General features: G+C 65.0%; 13 protein-coding genes and 2 tRNA genes. 10 read left to right on the forward strand and 5 right to left on the reverse strand.

Features of this window, described 5'->3' with window-relative positions:
- Positions 1–27: 27 nt before the first annotated feature.
- Positions 28–1,107 carry an ATP-binding protein gene (locus HTUR_RS01670; RefSeq protein WP_012941565.1) on the reverse strand — a complete coding sequence of 360 codons (1,080 nt, stop codon included), beginning with the start codon at positions 1,105–1,107 and terminating at the stop codon, positions 28–30.
- A gap of 259 nt (positions 1,108–1,366) precedes the next feature.
- On the opposite strand from HTUR_RS01670, the gene HTUR_RS01675 reads away from it, so the two are divergent.
- From HTUR_RS01675 to HTUR_RS01705, 7 genes are all read left to right on the forward strand, one after another.
- The gene (locus tag HTUR_RS01675; RefSeq protein WP_012941566.1) at positions 1,367–2,725 is read left to right on the forward strand and encodes a hypothetical protein; all 1,359 of its coding nucleotides are present in this window, start codon (positions 1,367–1,369) and stop codon (positions 2,723–2,725) included.
- A gap of 1 nt (position 2,726) precedes the next feature.
- Positions 2,727–3,983 carry a cation:proton antiporter regulatory subunit gene (locus tag HTUR_RS01680; protein WP_012941567.1) on the forward strand — a complete coding sequence of 419 codons (1,257 nt, stop codon included), beginning with the start codon at positions 2,727–2,729 and terminating at the stop codon, positions 3,981–3,983.
- 128 nt (positions 3,984–4,111) lie between these two features.
- Positions 4,112–5,068, forward strand: a complete 957-nt coding sequence (locus HTUR_RS01685; RefSeq protein ID WP_012941568.1) for an aminopeptidase — start codon at positions 4,112–4,114, stop codon at positions 5,066–5,068.
- 158 nt (positions 5,069–5,226) lie between these two features.
- Positions 5,227–5,808, forward strand: a complete 582-nt coding sequence (locus tag HTUR_RS01690) for an LURP-one-related/scramblase family protein (protein WP_012941569.1) — start codon at positions 5,227–5,229, stop codon at positions 5,806–5,808.
- A 116-nt stretch (positions 5,809–5,924) separates the two neighbouring features.
- The gene (locus HTUR_RS01695; RefSeq protein ID WP_012941570.1) at positions 5,925–6,578 is read left to right on the forward strand and encodes an HVO_0476 family zinc finger protein; all 654 of its coding nucleotides are present in this window, start codon (positions 5,925–5,927) and stop codon (positions 6,576–6,578) included.
- A 119-nt stretch (positions 6,579–6,697) separates the two neighbouring features.
- Positions 6,698–7,363, forward strand: a complete 666-nt coding sequence (locus HTUR_RS01700) for a protein-L-isoaspartate(D-aspartate) O-methyltransferase (protein ID WP_012941571.1) — start codon at positions 6,698–6,700, stop codon at positions 7,361–7,363.
- Positions 7,364–7,438: 75 nt separating this feature from the next.
- The gene (locus HTUR_RS01705; RefSeq protein WP_012941572.1) at positions 7,439–8,188 is read left to right on the forward strand and encodes a protein-L-isoaspartate O-methyltransferase family protein; all 750 of its coding nucleotides are present in this window, start codon (positions 7,439–7,441) and stop codon (positions 8,186–8,188) included.
- Between the two features lie 581 nt (positions 8,189–8,769).
- Here HTUR_RS01705 and HTUR_RS01710 read toward each other — a convergent pair.
- The 4 genes from HTUR_RS01710 to HTUR_RS01725 all read right to left on the reverse strand — a co-directional run bounded on the left by HTUR_RS01710 (position 8,770) and on the right by HTUR_RS01725 (position 12,220).
- Positions 8,770–10,872, reverse strand: coding sequence for a bacterio-opsin activator domain-containing protein (locus tag HTUR_RS01710; protein WP_012941573.1), 2,103 nt, complete (start codon positions 10,870–10,872; stop codon positions 8,770–8,772).
- Positions 10,873–10,981: 109 nt separating this feature from the next.
- Entirely contained in the window at positions 10,982–11,401 is a 420-nt protein-coding gene (locus HTUR_RS01715; RefSeq protein WP_012941574.1) for a group I intron-associated PD-(D/E)XK endonuclease, read from the reverse strand.
- A 361-nt stretch (positions 11,402–11,762) separates the two neighbouring features.
- A tRNA-Asp gene (locus HTUR_RS01720) sits at positions 11,763–11,835 on the reverse strand.
- Between the two features lie 312 nt (positions 11,836–12,147).
- Positions 12,148–12,220, reverse strand: a tRNA-Asp gene (locus tag HTUR_RS01725).
- Between the two features lie 317 nt (positions 12,221–12,537).
- Between HTUR_RS01725 and HTUR_RS01730 the strand changes: the two genes are divergently transcribed.
- The 3 genes from HTUR_RS01730 to rpoB are packed head-to-tail and all read left to right on the forward strand — an operon-like array spanning position 12,538 to position 16,176.
- On the forward strand, positions 12,538–12,765 hold the full coding sequence (locus tag HTUR_RS01730; protein WP_012941575.1) for a DNA-directed RNA polymerase subunit H: 228 nt from the start codon (positions 12,538–12,540) through the stop codon (positions 12,763–12,765).
- On the forward strand, positions 12,766–14,340 hold the full coding sequence (locus tag HTUR_RS01735) for a DNA-directed RNA polymerase subunit B'' (protein ID WP_012941576.1): 1,575 nt from the start codon (positions 12,766–12,768) through the stop codon (positions 14,338–14,340).
- A gap of 6 nt (positions 14,341–14,346) precedes the next feature.
- Positions 14,347–16,176 (forward strand): DNA-directed RNA polymerase subunit B, encoded by a 1,830-nt coding sequence (gene rpoB, locus HTUR_RS01740; RefSeq protein ID WP_012941577.1) that lies wholly within the window; start codon positions 14,347–14,349, stop codon positions 16,174–16,176.

Below are 16,176 nucleotides of genomic sequence, written 5' to 3' on the forward strand. Positions count from 1 at the left end.
CCGTGACGGAACGGCCCGGAAGTCGATTCAGTCGGTGCCGACCGTCGGAGCGGTGTCAGAGTCAATGTAGTCGCTCGCCCGCGGGCTGTCGCCGCCGTGGGGCGTGTCTCGCCACCGAACCTGCGCGGCGTGGACGGTCTCCGTGGCGTCGTCGATGACCACCACTTCGCCGGGCTCCGTCGGCATTCGGTCGTCGAGCGACCCGTTCATGTACGTCGGCTGGGCGCTCTCGAGCGCCTCGAGATCGGCCTCGGAGGTGAGCCGGTGGGAGACGAGGACGTCCGACTGGGAGATGCCGACCGGCGGGACGGCGCCGGGCCGCTGGGTCGCGGTCACGAGGCTGACTCCCGGCGCGCGGCCGCGCGTAAGAATCGTCCGGAGGGCCGGCTCGGCCACGCCTTCGAAGAACGTGTGGGCCTCGTCGAGCAACAGCCAGGGGAGCCGATCGATCGTCCCGCGGACTCGAGCCCGGTAGAGCGCCTCGCCGACGCCGCGACAGATGGCGTTCATGGCTCGAGCCTCGAGCCCGGAGACGTCGACGATCGTCACCTCCGGCCCGCCGAGGTCGGCCGCCGAGAGGCCGTCGGGATCGAAGACGTCCCACGACGCCGCGAGGTTCAGGTGGTTGATCGCGGCCCGCTTGTCCGCGTCGGGCGCGTCGGTCGCCTCGACGTGGTCGCGCATGGCGGCGATGGTCGCCGATTCGGTCGCCGCCTGCCAGACGAGGCTCCCGGCACCGCTTTCCGGCGAGAGATCCAGCAGCGCACACCAGGATTTCGGGTCGAGCGAGGTCGCTTCGACGGCCGGAGAGGAGACCACATCGGTCGGTACCGGATTGCCCTCGGCGTCCTCGGCGAGCGTGTCGAAGACGCCCATCGGATCGACGATCACGGGCGCGACGCCCCGCGATCGCGCGAGTTCCTCCGCGATGACGCCCATCGTGAACGACTTTCCGTACCCGCGCTTGCCGACGACGAGCATTGCGTGCGGGCCGTCGAGGTCGAGAAAGAGGTCGGCCCCTTCGCTCCCATCGAGCGCCCGGTATCGACCGAGTCGTCCTGCGGGTCCCTCCGCTAGCTCGTCGCCGCGCCCAATTACGAAGCTCATAGAGATAATATCCCCACTATATAAATTATAATTTTCTGCCATAGTTTAAGTATAAAGGGTAGAGGAATAGCGGCATGCTCCGCAAGGAAATGCGAACTGGCGGCTCCGATCGCGGATCGAGCAGTCGCTTCCGTCCGGGCGGCAGGTCAATCGCGGGACGGCCGAGTCGGCGATCCGCCGGGAAGCGACAGGTGATGTTCGGCGCCCCCTCGAGAAAGACGGGGCATCGAACCGGTACGACGGCACGAGTTGAGACGCTATGGATACGGTAGCGTACGAATCGGTGATCGGAGTCTCGTACGGGCTGTTGATCGCCGTCGTGACGGCGTCCCTCGTCGCGGCGGTCGCGATCGGCCTCGGCTACGTCCAGCGGCGACGACTGCCGCGGGCCGCGTCGGGCGTGATCGCGATCACGCTGACCGTTGGGATCGGCTACGCGATCGGCGTCTTCGCCGTCGATCCTCTGTCGGCGCAGGCGGTCCGGATCGCGACGGCGCTGTTCGTCACCGGGGTGATCGCCGCCTACGCGGGCAGTCTTGGCTGGCGACTCGCGACCGAACTCCCGCGGAAGACGTCGCTTCCTGTCGAGCGCGGTCGGACGCTCTCCGGCGATGCGATCGACGCGGTCGACGTGATGGGACAGGTGACGATCCGCGCCAGCGGCGAGGTCCGCGCCTTCGAGGGGTATCCGCCGCTCGACCCCGACCTCCGGGCGGCCCTCGAGGACGGAGCGTGGCGACTGCCGGCGGATCTGCCGCTCGCGGAACTCGAGACCCGCCTCGAAGACCGATTGCAGACGACCTACGACCTCGAGGCAGCCTCGGTCGCCGTCGACGGTCGGGGGTGGGCGACGATCACCGCGGCACCGCCGTCCAACGGCATCGCGAGGCAGGTGCCGAAGGGATGGCGTGCGGTCTCGGTCCCGGCGTTGCTTCCGACGGGACTGGCACCGGGCGACGACGTTCTGGCGATGACCGACTTGACGACCGTCGCCGGGACCGTACTCAGCACGACTGTCCGCGGAGGTAAGGGCCTGCGCGCGGACGGCGGTCACACACGAGGTACTCCGGCCGCGGATTCGTCCACTGCGATCGACGACCGCCCCACGGGTACGGAGACCGGCGAAGCGGCGCGGCCGTCGGCCACAGCGGTCCGCGGCGGCGAGGGCCAGGTGACCGTCGCCGTCCCGACGACCGACGCCGAGACGCTGCTCGAGGCCGACCGGGCGCGGATCGTCGTCGAACCCGGTGAAACCACCCACGAATTCGACGCGGTCTCGCTGCTCGAACGCGACGGGACGGCGATCCGCAAGGTGACGCTGACCGAGCCGATACTCGAGGCGCTCGACAACGACGCCCTCGGTCTGGAGGTGTTCGCGGTCCGCCGCGACGATATCGGTGAAACCTGCGACGCCGGCGAGACGGATCGGACTGACGACGAGACCGGCCACGCCGACGCGACGGCGGGCGAGTGGCAGTTCGATCCCGATCCGTCGGCGATCGCGGTCGGCGTGGAGGCGTTCCTCCTCGGAACCGACGGGTCGGCCGTCGACGCCGATCCGGATCCAGACGCGGCCCCACGCGACGGCGACCGCCGATCAATCGAGGTGGCCTACTGAGATGACGATGCTCGCGCTCGAGATGATCGGTGCAATCGACCTCCTCGGAACGGCGCTCCAGAGCGGCGACGCGTTCGGCGGATCGACGACGGTCGAGTGGACGCGGACGGCCCTGCTGGGTATCCTCGGTTACGGGCTGCTGGCGGGCGTCGGCGCGCTCACGGTCGCGTTCGGTTATCGTGGCGCGACCGTTCGCAAATCACCGCACGGAGCGGCCGTCCTCGCCGGACTCGCACTCCCGTCTGGCTGGCTCGTCCTCGAGGCGCTCCGCCGCGGTGAGGTCGTCGTCGATTCGCCGCTGGTCCACTACACGTCCGGCAGTTATCTCCTCGGGCTGGTGGCCGCTGGCGCCCTCGCTGCGACCGGCGGCTATCGGCTCGGCGACCACCTCGCGTGTGGCGTCTACGACGTGACGGAACTCGAGACCGACGGATCGGCCGCGGATCTCGTCCGATCGGCCGGACTCGCCGTCGCGGTCGCGCTCCCCGAGTCGATCGACGACGCCGAGGGGTACCCCGCCGTCGACGACGCCGTCAAACGAAAACTGGCGGGACGACAGTTGCGCTTCCCGAACGACCTCACGCTGCCGGAACTGCGATCCCGGCTCGAGGCGCGCCTCGAGTCCGACTTCGATATCGGCTACGTCCGCGCCGAACTCTCCGAGGACGGCGCCGTTGAGGCCGTTTCCGTCGGTGACCGGACGCACGGGATCAGCCCCTCGCTGGGACCGGATCGGGTCGCCGTCGCCGTCGCCGGCGATCCGCCCGCGCGGGCGAGCACCGGCGACCCGGTCGAGGTCTGGACGGACGGCGACACCCGGCAGTTCGTCGCGACGGGGACGCTGCGGGCCAGTACGGGACCGATCACGACGCTGCTCGTCGACGCGGACGACGCCGAGGCGTTCGATCCCGGCCAACGGTATCGCCTCACGACGCGGCCGGAGACGCCGAGCGCCGGCCACGCGCTGGTCGCCGCGATCCGAACCGGTGACGAGACGGTGACGGCGACCACGGCCGAGGACGGCGGCCCGCTCGAGAGCGAGTTCGCCGGCTGGGTGCCGGGCCGCGTGCTGGCGATCGAACGCGACGACGAGATCGTCTCGCTGCCGGCCGACAAGGACCCGCTCGAGGCCGGCGACACGCTCTACGTTTTCGGGACGCCCGACGAACTCGAGGCGTCGCCCTCGGACGCGGACGACTCGACGTTGGAGGCGGACGCGGACGAACCGCCGGAAGCGACGCCGCAGACGGTGGACTGACCGCCGGCACCGTCCGCTCGAGGCGTTAACCGCAGTCGGGAGATGCGTTCGCTACCGGCGACTCCGAACCGCAGGCCGGCCGGACGCCAAGGGCAATAGCTTTCGACCCCCTGATACAATATACGCGTATGTCCGAACTACGCGGTGCTGCCGAGACGGCCGTCCGGCAGTGTCTCGCCCTCGAGAGCCAGGAATCGTGTGCGATCGTCACCGACGACGACCGCGTTCCGATCGGGGAGGCCCTCTACGAGGTCGCAAGCGAGATCACCGACGACGCGGTCATCGTCCGCTACCCGCCCGGTGAGACTCACGGGAGCGAACCGCCCGAACCCGTCGCCGCGGCGATGGCCGGGGCGGACGTCGTCCTCGCGCCGACGACGAAGAGTCTGAGCCACACGCGGGCCCGAACCGAAGCCAACGAGGCCGGCGCCCGCGTCGCGACGCTCCCGGGGATCACCGAGGACGTTTTCACGACGGGGCTAGACGCCGACTACGAGTCGATCGCCGCCCACTGCGAGGACGTCAGAGCGCAGGTCGCCGACGCCGACGAGGTCCGCGTGACGACTCCCGCAGGCACCGACATCACGTTCGGGATCGGCGACCGCGAGTGGCTCTCGGATACCGGGATCGTCCACGAGGCCGGCCAGATGTCGAACCTGCCCGCCGGCGAGGTGTTCGTCAGCCCCGAGACCGCTGACGGGACGTTCGTCGTCGACGGGACGATGCGACCCCACGGCCTGCTCGAGGAGGGGCAGCGACTCACCTTCGAGGTCGAGGACGGGCTGGTCACGCAGATCTCTGACGACGAGATACGGGAAACGGTCGAGGGTGCGGCCGAAGACGTGGGCGACGCCGCGTACAACCTCGCGGAACTGGGGATCGGAACGAACGTCGCGGTCACCGACCTCGTCGGCTCCGTCCTGTTGGACGAGAAGGCCGGTGGCACCGTCCACATCGCGATCGGTGACAACGCGGGCATCGGCGGCGAGACGGAGGCGCCGATCCACCTCGACGGGATCCTGCGGGAACCGACGGTGTACGCCGACGGCGAGTCGATCGACCTTCCGACCGCGACTGACGCCTGATCGACGGCGTGACTCGAGCGGTCCGGATCTGGGCCTGGGTCGTTCCGGCCTCGAATTGCACGCACGGACCGACTTTCTGTCTCGTCTGAACGATAACCTATCTCGACGATCTGTGAGAACCTAGTGGATTCAAGGGGTGACAGGAAGAGTTCGGACCGATGCGCGACACTCGAGAGTACGATATTCAGGGGATCGAACTCGTCGACGACCGATACACGGTCGAACAGGGACTCATTCGGAACAAGTACAGGGCGCTCGACGCCGGCGGGAACACCGTCCTCAAGGGGAAACAGAAGATGTTCAAGCTGAAAGAGGAGTTCCCGTTCACCGACGGGGACGGTAACGAGGTGTTCACGGTAAAGGCCGGAGGGATCATGGACGTCGCGGGCAACTACGTCCTCTCGGACGCCCAGACCGGCGAGGACCTCGTCGCGCTGGACAACGACTACTCGCTGCTGCGAGACACGTGGACGATCCGCGACGCGACGACCGAGGAGAAACTGGCCGAGATCAACTCTCGCGGCGCGATGGTAACGCTGGCCCGGAACGTCGTTCCCTTCGGCGAGTGGATCCCGCACAAGTACGAGATCACCGACGCGGAGGGCGCTCACGTCGGCTCGATCAGCGGCCGAATCTCGTTGCGCGATCGCTACGATATCACCATCGACGACGCCAGCACCGTCCCGAAAGAGCCCATCGTCGCCGCGGCGATGGTCATCGACGCGATTCAGGGGAACTAGCCCTCTTCGGAGCACCCAGAGCGCCAGAACCGAACTCGCGGCCGGTTCGATCGACCCCGTTCTCGACTGGACGACGGCTTCAATCGCTTTTTAGGTGCGTAGCGTCTAGAACGGTTATGAGCGAAATCCCGGATCGGGTTCCGACGCCCTGTCCTTCGTGCTCGCCGGACCTCGAGACGGTCCACGAGGTACTCACGGAAGGCGGCGGCACCCTCACGGTTCGTTGTAGCGAGTGCAGTCACGTCCACAAGATCCAGCCCGAACGCGAGCGAGAGGTCACCCTCGACGTGGTCGTCTCCCAGGGCGGCGAGTCCTTCACCGCGAACGTAACGACGCCCGAAGACGAGACCGTCGAGGTCGGCGACGAGTTCATCCTCGAGACCGAGGAAGTGCTCTCGACGGTTCGGGTCACGAGCGTCGAACTCGACGGCCAGAAGCGCCGCGAGGAAGCATCCGTCGAGGATATCGAGACCGTCTGGACCCGCGAGGTTGACAACGTCGCAGTCAACGTCACGGTCCACCCCCAGGACGGCTCGCGCGACGACAGCCGCAGTGTCACGGTCCACGTCCCCGGCGATTACGAGTTCGAGGTCGGCGAGGTCGAGCAGTTCGGCGACGACGAGTTCGAGATCGACGCGTTCGTCGTCCGCAACGACGCTGCAGGCTACGATCGGGACCGCTACGAGATGGAGGGCGATTCAGTCCCCGCAAAGGACGCAAAACGCATCTACGCCTACGACCAGCAGACCAGCGCCTGGTCTGCCTGGTAGGGCGCTGATCGGACGCCGTTCGCGCCCGGTATCGGCCTCGTGCGACAGTCGAGGATCGCTCGAACGGTGCCGGCACTCGCCACCCACGGTCTATTGCTTGCGAGACGGTATATCGGACCATGTTTCGTAACTTCGGTTCCGATTCCGAGTCCGATCCCGACGACTACGAGGCCGCACGCGAGCGCATGGTTCGGACCATCGCGTCTCGAGTCGACGACGATCGCGTTCTCGAGGCCATGGAGTCTGTCCCCCGCCACGCTTTCGTCCCGCCGGACCGACGGGATCGGGCCTACGAGGACCGGCCCCTCCCGATCGGGGACGGACAGACGATCAGCGCGCCACACATGGTTGCCGTGATGGCCGATCTGCTCGGCTTAGATTCCGGCGACGAGGTCCTCGAGATCGGCACCGGTTGTGGCTACCACGCCGCGGTCACGGCCGAGCTCGTCGGCGACGAGGCGGTCGCGACCGTCGAGTACAGCGCCGAACTCGCCGACCGGGCCCGCGAGCAACTCGCGGAACTCGGGTACGACGGGGTCGACGTTCGGACCGGCGACGGTCGCGAGGGCTGGCCCGAGCACGCGCCCTACGACGCCGCGTACTTCACGTGCGCGACTGCGGAGCTCCCCGATCCCGTCGCCGATCAGGTGCGCCCCGGCGGCACGCTCCTCGCGCCGATCGGGTCCGGATTCCAGACGCTCGTCGAGGCGACGAAACGGGGGGACGGACGGCTCGAGCGCACCGAGCACGGCGGGGTCCGGTTCGTGGAAATACGCGGCCAGTAACGGCGGGTTGACCGCTCGATACCCGCCGGGTGGCGCAAGCGCGCCATTGATAACGACCCGAGCGATACCTTCAGTATGGACCCTGCGGTACTGCGCGAGGATATGGTCGACGGCCTCGAGTCCGCGGCCAAGGACGTCCTCCACGACGAGGTCGTCGCCGTCGCGATGCGGGACGTTCCCCGCCACGAATTCCTCGAGGACGATCGATCGGCCTACGCTGACCGAGAACACGAGGTGTTGGGAACGCGCGTCCTCGCTCCGAGCACGGCCGCCCGATTACTGCAAGCGCTGGCCCTCGAGGACGACCACGAGGTGCTGATCGTCGGCGCCGGGGTCGGCTACACGGCCGGGGTCGTGGCCGAAGTCGTCGGCGAGACCAACGTCCACGCGGTCGATATCTCCCGACCGCTGGTCGTCGAAGCCCGCCAGAACCTCGCTCGAGCAGGCTACGAGGGCGTACTGGTCGACCGCCGCGACGGCGCCGACGGCCTCCCGGAATACGCGCCGTTCGATCGCGTGCTCCTCGAAGCCGCCGCCGTCGAGCCCCCACGAGCCCTGCTCGAGCAACTGACCGACGACGGCCGACTGGTGTTTCCGCGGGGAACCCAGCGACAGCGACTCGAGGCCGTCTCGGCCGACGGCAGGCGCTCGCAGTTCGATCCTGTCTCGTTTGCGCCGCTGTTGGTCGAGGGCGAACAGTCGGGCGCCGTCGAGCGGAACCGGACGGCTCGCGAAGACCGGGAGTATGCCGTGCGCCGCGCGGAATCCCGACGCGGTTGGGAACAGGACTGGATCGAGTGGGAGGAGTCGATCGGCTCGCAGTGAGGTTGTCGATCTGACTGAACAGCCGCCGCTTCCGGCACCGTTCCGGGAAAAGGGGGGTGGGGGATTGGGGGTGGCGATAGAGTATCGAAGATCGCCACTAATTCGTACACGCCACGGGAGATTAACTATACTTCCTCTGTAATTAGTAGGGTGTTGATCCTTTCATCTAATTATTTAGATGCCGAAGATGAGTCGCTGAGACGGGTCCGTCGGACCGGTGCTCGAGCCGGACACGATCCTGACGACTGGGGTGAGTAGCGATCGATTTCGCTCGCTTGCGGTGGCCACCGTTGGTCTCACGTCGAGAGTCGTCCGCGGCCGGATTCCAGTCAGTTCGAACACGGAACTCACTAAGAACAATCAATCGGTGCGTACAACGGCGACTACTCGACGATGTCGCTGGTCGAGCGCCGGCAGCGAACTACGCTGATGGCTCTCGGTCGGTAGATCAGGGGGGAAAGTTGGGGGTGGGGGGATTGGGGGTGGCGATAGACTATCGCAGATCGCCATTTACCCGTATGTACCGGGAGGTGGTAAGTATAGCTTCTAATCAATTAGTGGTCTCCAGGACAGGATACTAATCAACTAGACTGCCCGTTGAACGCCAGCGTAACGAGCTTTCGCTCGGCCGCTCGCAGGTGGTAATGGTACGTTGGGGGCGTGATGTCGAGGGCATCGGCGAGGTCCTCGCCGGTGCTCTCTCGCGGCCACTCGAAGAACCCGCTGTAGTGGGCCGCCTGTAACGCCTCGAACTGCTTGTCGGTGAGCCGCTCCTCGAGGTGGGTGTCGAGCTGTCGGGCCGACCGCGTGCTCGTCGTCTCGCGTCGGGCCTCGAGTTCCGTCTCGGGATACCCCTCCCTGATCGCCTCGACCAGCGACCGGGTTTCGACCCGCTGGGGGACCTCGAGGACGAGCGTCGTCGACCCATTCCGCGCGGTCGCGGTCCGCAACTGGACGTCGAAGGTCCGTAGAATCTCTAAGATCGGCGACGAGGTGACCGTCACCTCGAAGAGAATCTCGTCGTCGCCTTCCGAGACGATCGAGACCGTCTCGAGCGACGCCCACTCCTCGAGCGGCGTGAGATCGGCGGTGTCCGGCGCGCTGACGAACATGACGACATCGTCGTCCCGTTCGATAATTCCCTCGATGGTCACCGCCCCCTCGACGTACTCGGCAAACCGGTTCAAGAGCAGTCGCGAATCGTGAACGGCGAGTTCGAGCTCGAGTCGGCTGTCCGTCAGCATGGCTCGCGTCCGCTCGACCGATCGAATCGCGTGGCCGATCGTCTCGCCGAGTTCGCCGAGAACCTCCAGTTCGCTGTCGCCGACCGAGTCGACCCCCGCCACGTGGACGAGCAAGACGCCGTACTGGCGTTCGGTATCGGTCAGCGGGACCGCCAGAATCGTCTGATAGCCGTAGGTCAACGCCTCCTTTCGACGCCGATCCCAGCCGTCGGCCTCGAGCACGTTCCGGACGATCTGCACGCGGCCGGTCTCGAGGGTCTCCGCGACCAGGGAGAGTTCGGGCGCGCACTCACCGTCGTCGCGAACGCGGTCGATAAAGGCCGCGTCGATGCCGGCCCAGGCCGTCGGCTCGGACGGCTCGTCGTCGCTTGAGGCGATCCAGGCGAAGCAGTAGCGCTCGGTGTCGGCCAGCCGCTCGCACACCGTCGTCTCGATTTCGGTCCGCGTCGAGGCCTGGGCCACGCCGTGATTGATCTCGCGAACGATCTCGTTGGTGTGATTGAGCCGCGTCAGCTCCTCGTTTTGCTGGGTGAGCGTCCGATCGTGGTCCCGGAGCAGTTGCTCGCGCTCGGCCCGATCGAGCGCCGCCTCGGTGTTGGCCGCCAGGATGTGCAGCAGTTCCGTCATCGTCTCGTCGAAGCCGTCGACGTCCTCGGTGCCCGCGACCAACACGCCGTGGGTCCCCAGCGGGACGATCAGTTCGCTCCGGCTCAACGTCTTGGTGTCGGCGTCCCGCGTCACGTCCCCGTAGTAGGCGCTCTCCCCCTCCGAGAACACCTCCCAGACGTGGCCCTCTCCCTGCTCGAACTGCATCTCCGGATCGACGAGTTCCCGCGACTCGCGGATCGACGCCGCGTGCACTAAGATCCCGTTCGTCGGCTCGAACGTGTACGCCGCGGCGACGGGCACGTCGAGGATCTCGCCCGCGGTATCGACCGCCGACTGGTAGATCTCCCGTTTCGTGCTCGCACGCATCAGATCCCGCGTCGTCTCGTGTAACGTCGTCAGCGTCCGCTCGTACCGTCGCTCGCTCTCGCGCAGTTCCGTCTCGGTCCGATACTGGGACACCGCGTTCGTGATCTGGTTCGCCAACAGCGCGTACTGCTCCTTGCCGGACTCCTTCTGCAGGTACTGGGTCACGCCGGCCGCGATCGCCTCGCTGGCGATCTCCTCCGAGCCCCGCCCCGTAAACAGAATAAACGGCAGATCCGGATCGCCCTCGCGAACTCGCTCTAACAGCTCTAAGCCCGTCATCTGGGGCATCTCGTAATCGCTGACGATGCAGTCGATCTCTCGTTGCTCGAGGATCTCCAGGGCCGCCGTCGCGTTCGTCGCCGCTTCGGCGACGATCGCATCGCGTTCGCGTTCGAGCATTTCGCCGGCGAGATCGGCAAAGCCCGGTTCGTTGTCGACGATGAGAACGGTGATCGGTTTCGTCATTGGTTACCAGTAGCGCCAGTTGTTGCAGTCCACTGAGGGATCACCGAGCGGGTACTAAATAATTAGGTTCTCGAGCGACAACGCCGTCGGACAGTTCTCGCGGCGGCTATCAGGGAAGTCGCCGTTCGAATCGATACCTCTCGGCTCGCTTGACGTTCGGATGATCGATTTCGGGTTCCGTGAGTCGGAGATACGTGTTTTTTCGTCCGGCGGCCTCGAGCGGCACCCAGTACAGTTCGTCGGTATCTTTGCACCGAACCGCGAAGGCGTCGATATCGCCGTCGTAATCGGTCAGTGCAACGGTTCCGTCGACGGTGGTTTTGCTCGCAGTTTTGAACCGAACGACCTCGTCTTCGATCCACCCCGTCTTACACTGTACGCGACGCAGTCCGTGTTCCGTATCCACGACGAGATCGTATCTATCGTTATCCCCGAACGGGATCGAAACGGAGTATCCGTGCTCGATCAGCGCGGCGATGATCTGCGCCTCCGTTTCGTCGCCGGTCTGTTTCGTGTTCCGCGGTGCCATAACAGCGCTCTCGCTCGGCATCCATCATAAACGTCAGAACGGTTCGTCAAACGATCTATTCGAAGCGTCGAGTTTCGTCTGCTGCAGCCACTCAACTTCTCAATTCCCACTACGCACTGTTCCTCGTATTGATCGTGAGAAGGATTCGAGACGGTAGTTGATCCTCAAATACTCGTCAACACCGAACGATCCGCTCATCGAATTGAGGTCGAAAAGCGCTCGGAGCGAGAGTTGAACTGCCTGAACTCACCTGCCTCGGTTGGCTCGTTCCGTCGTTCAACTCCCTTATTTCCGTCTTTCCGCTCATCAGTGACGAGCACACGCTATGCGGTACTCGTCGGTTGTTGTTCGCGGAAGAAGACGCCCGGAGCGGGATTTGAACCCGCGTCACGACCGTGACAGGGTCGTATGATGGGCCACTACACCATCCGGGCTTCCAACGCAACTCATCGTTTCCCGGTGACGGTATTAAGGGTTGTGTTCTGGATATTATTCAGCTGTCTTATCATTATCGAAGACCGTCTCCCGTTTGGCGCTCCTCGAAGTAGTCAACCGAGATAGAGCATATTTCCCAGGGATCACTTCGATCTATCTGCGGAAAAAGGCTCCTACAGTGGGATTCAACCATCAAACCCCGCTCACCTTGCGCGGTCGTTCGTGCGGTTCGGGCCCTTCTTACCGGCTCCGGTCCCAGAACACTCGCGAACAACGAACTGGCCGTTCACCGAATTGAAATTGGAAGAAGACGCCCGGAGCGGGATTTGAACCCGCGTCACGACCGTGACAGGGTCGTATGATGGGCCACTACACCATCCGGGCTTCCAACGCAACTCATCGTTTCCCGGAGACAGTATTAAGACTTTCCAATTGATCACCGTGTGGTACGGCGAATCGAAACACGGAGGCTCCCTCGAGCCCACCCAATGACACACCTCCACACGCTCCACAAGGAATTTAACTGATACTGGGGTACTGTCGCACGTGATCGGTGCCTCCGGTCAGGGCCGCTCCGGTCGAGTAGCCGCGCTACCCGCTCGAGTTAGTAACCGTTAAATGCGTCCCGGCGGTATTCTGCTGTAGTATCTCGTGACAGCCGCTTCTCTCCCGATAGCCGACACGCACACCAACCCCAACACATGGTAGACGTAAGCCAACACGAACTCGTTCCGGAGCACACCGTACTCGACGAGGACGCGCTCGAGGAAGTCCTCGACGAGTATGCCATCGACCGCACAGACCTGCCGAAAATCAAGCGCAGCGATCCCGCCCTACCGGACGATGCGGAGATCGGAGACGTTATCAAAATCGTTCGGAACTCACGGACAGCCGACCAGGCAGTCGTATACCGACTCGTGGTGGAATAAATGTCAATGGAACTCAATCGCGAGAAACGGCGAGAGATCTCGCGCGAATACTTCGCGAAGGAACGGATCGCCGAACACCACTACCGATCGTTCAACGCCTTCCTCAACCGAGGGATGCAGGAAGTCGTCGACGAGAAGGAGACGATCGACACGGACATCGGCGACAAGGAAGGGGAGGAACCCGTTCACGTCAAACTCGGCGACGTCCGCGTCGTGACCCCCCGCGTCAGGGAGGCGGACGGCTCGGAAGAGTTGCTCTATCCGCAGGAAGCCCGGCTGCGCAACATTACGTACTCCGCGCCGGTCTTCATGGAAATGTCTATCGTCAAAGGCGAGGAGGGCGACCAGCGGGTCGTCGACTCCACCGAGACGAAGATCGGTCGGATGCCGATCATGGTCGGCTCCGACAAGTGTAACATCGCCGGCTTCTCCGACGAGGAACTCGTCGAGATCGGCGAAGACCCTGCAGACCCGGGCGGCTACTTCATCGTCAACGGCTCCGAGCGGGTGCTGATGACCAGCGAGGACCTCGCACCAAACAAGATCCTCGCCGAGTACGACACCAAGTACGGCGACGAGATTCAGGTCGCCAAGACCTTCTCCCAGCGCCGTGGCTACCGCGCGCTCGTTCTCTGCGAACGAAACCGCGAGGGACTGCTCGAGGTCTCGTTCCCGTCGGTATCGGGCTCGATCAACTTCGTCACGCTCGTCCGCGCGCTGGGTCTGGAAAGCGACGAGGAGATCGTCCACAAGGTCTCGAACGACCCCGAGGTCGTCAAGTACATGCTGGAGAACCTCGAGGCCGCCGAGGTTCAAAGCGAAGAGGAGGCCATCGAGGAACTCGGGAAGCGCGTCGCCTCCGGCCAGGGGAAGAACTACCAGCTCAAGCGCGCGAACTACGTCATCGACCGCTATCTCCTGCCGCATCTCCACGAGGACGGCGTCGAGGAGGAAGACGTCCGCATCAACAAGGCCCACTACCTCTGCCGGATGGCCGAGGCCTGCTTCGAACTCGCGCTGGGTCGGCGCGACTCGGACGACAAGGACCACTACGCGAACAAGCGCCTGAAGGTCAGCGGCGACCTGATGAAAGACCTGTTCCGGACCGCGCTGAACAAGCTGGCCCGGGACGTTAAGTACCAGCTCGAGCGCGCCAACATGCGAAACCGGAACCTCTCGGTCTCGACGGTCGTCCGCTCGGACGTCCTGACCGAGCGCTTAGAGCACCCGATCGCGACGGGCAACTGGGTCGGCGGCCGCTCCGGCGTCTCGCAGCTGGTCGACCGAACGGACTTCATGGGCGTTCTGAGCCACCTGCGCCGCCTTCGGAGCCCGCTTTCCCGCTCACAGCCGCACTTCGAAGCGCGGGACTTACACGCGACCCAGTGGGGTCGCATCGGGCCCTCGGAGACGCCCGAGGGACCGAACTGTGGGTTGGTGAAGAACTTCGCGCAGTCGATGGAACTCTCCCAGAACGTCGAGGACGAACAGGAACTCAAACGCGAACTGGCATCGATGGGCGTCGAGGGGATTCCCGGCCTCGAGGGCATCGAACGATCGACCGCAGACGACTGATCAATCATGAGCAGCCAACAACGAGACGCGAAAGTGTACGTCAACGGGTCGCTGGTGGGGACCCATCCCGATCCGCACGAGCTAGCCGAACAGATCCGCGAAGCGCGACGCATCGGTGACGTTTCCGAGATGGTCAACGTCTCGGTGAAAGAGCGCACCCGCGAAGTGATCGTCAACGCCGACGCCGGCCGCGCGCGACGACCCCTGTTGGTCGTCGAGGACGGCGAACCGCGCATCTCCCAACAGGAGATCGAGGCGCTGCAGGACGGCGACCTCGAGTTCGACGATCTCGTCGACCACGGCTACGTCGAATTCATTGACGCCGAGGAGGAAGAGGACATCCTCGTGGCCGTCGACGAAGAGCACCTCACGGAGAAGCACACCCACCTCGAGATCGACCCGTCGCTGATCTTCTCGATCGGTGCGGGGATGATTCCCTACCCCGAGCACAACGCTTCGCCGCGTATTACGATGGGGGCAGGGATGATCAAGCAGTCGCTGGGGCTCCCGTCGGCCAACTATCGAATCCGGCCGGACACGCGCCAGCACCTGCTGCACTACCCCCAGCTCTCGATGGTCAAGACCCAGACCACCGAACAGATCGGTTACGACGAGCGCCCCGCGGCGCAGAACTTCGTCGTCGCCGTGATGAGCTACGAGGGGTTCAACATCGAGGACGCGCTGGTCATGAACAAGGCCAGTGTCGAGCGCGCGCTTGCCCGGTCGCACTTCTTCCGGACCTACGAGGGCGAGGAACGTCGCTACCCCGGCGGCCAGGAGGATCGCTTCGAGATCCCCTCCCAGGACGTCCGCGGGGCTCGCGGCGAGGACGCGTACAATCACCTAGACGAGGACGGTCTCGTGAATCCGGAGACGACGGTCGACGAGAACTCCGTCCTGCTCGGGAAGACCTCCCCGCCGCGCTTCCTCGAGGAACCCGACGACATGGGCGGACTCTCGCCCCAGAAACGCCGTGAGACCTCGGTGACGATGCGCTCCGGCGAATCGGGCGTCGTCGACACCGTTACCCTCATGGAGGGCGAGGACGGCTCGAAGCTCTCGAAGGTCTCCGTGCGCGACGAGCGGATCCCCGAACTCGGGGACAAGTTCGCCAGCCGGCACGGTCAGAAGGGTGTCGTGGGCCACCTCGCACCCCAGGAAGACATGCCCTTCACCGAGGAGGGCGTCGTCCCCGACCTCGTGCTCAACCCCCACGCCCTGCCCTCCCGGATGACCGTCGGCCACATCTTAGAGATGATCGGCGGCAAACTCGGCTCGATGGAGGGCCGGCGCGTCGACGGGACGCCGTTCCTCGGCGAGGACGAGGACGAACTCCGCGACGGCCTCGAGGACGCCGGCTTCGATTCGGCCGGCAAGGAGACCATGTACTCCGGGGTCACCGGCGAGAAGATCGAGGCCGAGATCTTCGTCGGCGTGATTTTCTACCAGAAGCTCTACCACATGGTCTCGAACAAGCTGCACGCCCGCTCGCGCGGGCCGGTGCAGGTGCTGACCCGCCAGCCGACGGAGGGGCGCGCCCGCGAGGGCGGGCTCCGTATCGGGGAGATGGAACGCGACGTGTTCATCGGCCACGGGGCCGCGATGACGCTGAAAGAACGACTGCTAGACGAGTCCGACCGCGAGTTCATCCACATCTGTGCGAACTGTGGGATGAGCGCGGTCGAAAACGTCGAACAACGGCGCGTCTACTGTCCGAACTGCGACGAGGAAACCGATATCCACGAGATCGAGATGAGCTACGCGTTCAAGCTCCTGCTGGACGAGATGAAGGCGCTGGGTATCGCACCGCGACTCGAACTGGAAGACGCCGTCTAA

Origin of the sequence: Haloterrigena turkmenica DSM 5511, assembly GCF_000025325.1 — an archaeon.
Lineage (GTDB): Archaea > Halobacteriota > Halobacteria > Halobacteriales > Natrialbaceae > Haloterrigena > Haloterrigena turkmenica.

Excerpts from the sequence above, each read along its gene's own strand:
- HTUR_RS01710 (WP_012941573.1), bottom strand. The coding sequence starts at position 10,872 with ATGACGAAACCGATCACCGTTCTCATCGTCGACAACGAACCGGGCTTT.
- HTUR_RS01680 (WP_012941567.1), top strand. The coding sequence starts at position 2,727 with ATGACGATGCTCGCGCTCGAGATGATCGGTGCAATCGACCTCCTCGGA.
- HTUR_RS01690 (WP_012941569.1), top strand. The coding sequence starts at position 5,227 with ATGCGCGACACTCGAGAGTACGATATTCAGGGGATCGAACTCGTCGAC.
- HTUR_RS01670 (WP_012941565.1), bottom strand. The coding sequence starts at position 1,107 with ATGAGCTTCGTAATTGGGCGCGGCGACGAGCTAGCGGAGGGACCCGCA.
- HTUR_RS01715 (WP_012941574.1), bottom strand. The coding sequence starts at position 11,401 with ATGGCACCGCGGAACACGAAACAGACCGGCGACGAAACGGAGGCGCAG.
- HTUR_RS01705 (WP_012941572.1), top strand. The coding sequence starts at position 7,439 with ATGGACCCTGCGGTACTGCGCGAGGATATGGTCGACGGCCTCGAGTCC.
- HTUR_RS01730 (WP_012941575.1), top strand. The coding sequence starts at position 12,538 with ATGGTAGACGTAAGCCAACACGAACTCGTTCCGGAGCACACCGTACTC.
- HTUR_RS01695 (WP_012941570.1), top strand. The coding sequence starts at position 5,925 with ATGAGCGAAATCCCGGATCGGGTTCCGACGCCCTGTCCTTCGTGCTCG.
- HTUR_RS01700 (WP_012941571.1), top strand. The coding sequence starts at position 6,698 with ATGTTTCGTAACTTCGGTTCCGATTCCGAGTCCGATCCCGACGACTAC.
- rpoB (WP_012941577.1), top strand. The coding sequence starts at position 14,347 with ATGAGCAGCCAACAACGAGACGCGAAAGTGTACGTCAACGGGTCGCTG.
- HTUR_RS01675 (WP_012941566.1), top strand. The coding sequence starts at position 1,367 with ATGGATACGGTAGCGTACGAATCGGTGATCGGAGTCTCGTACGGGCTG.
- HTUR_RS01735 (WP_012941576.1), top strand. The coding sequence starts at position 12,766 with ATGTCAATGGAACTCAATCGCGAGAAACGGCGAGAGATCTCGCGCGAA.
- HTUR_RS01685 (WP_012941568.1), top strand. The coding sequence starts at position 4,112 with ATGTCCGAACTACGCGGTGCTGCCGAGACGGCCGTCCGGCAGTGTCTC.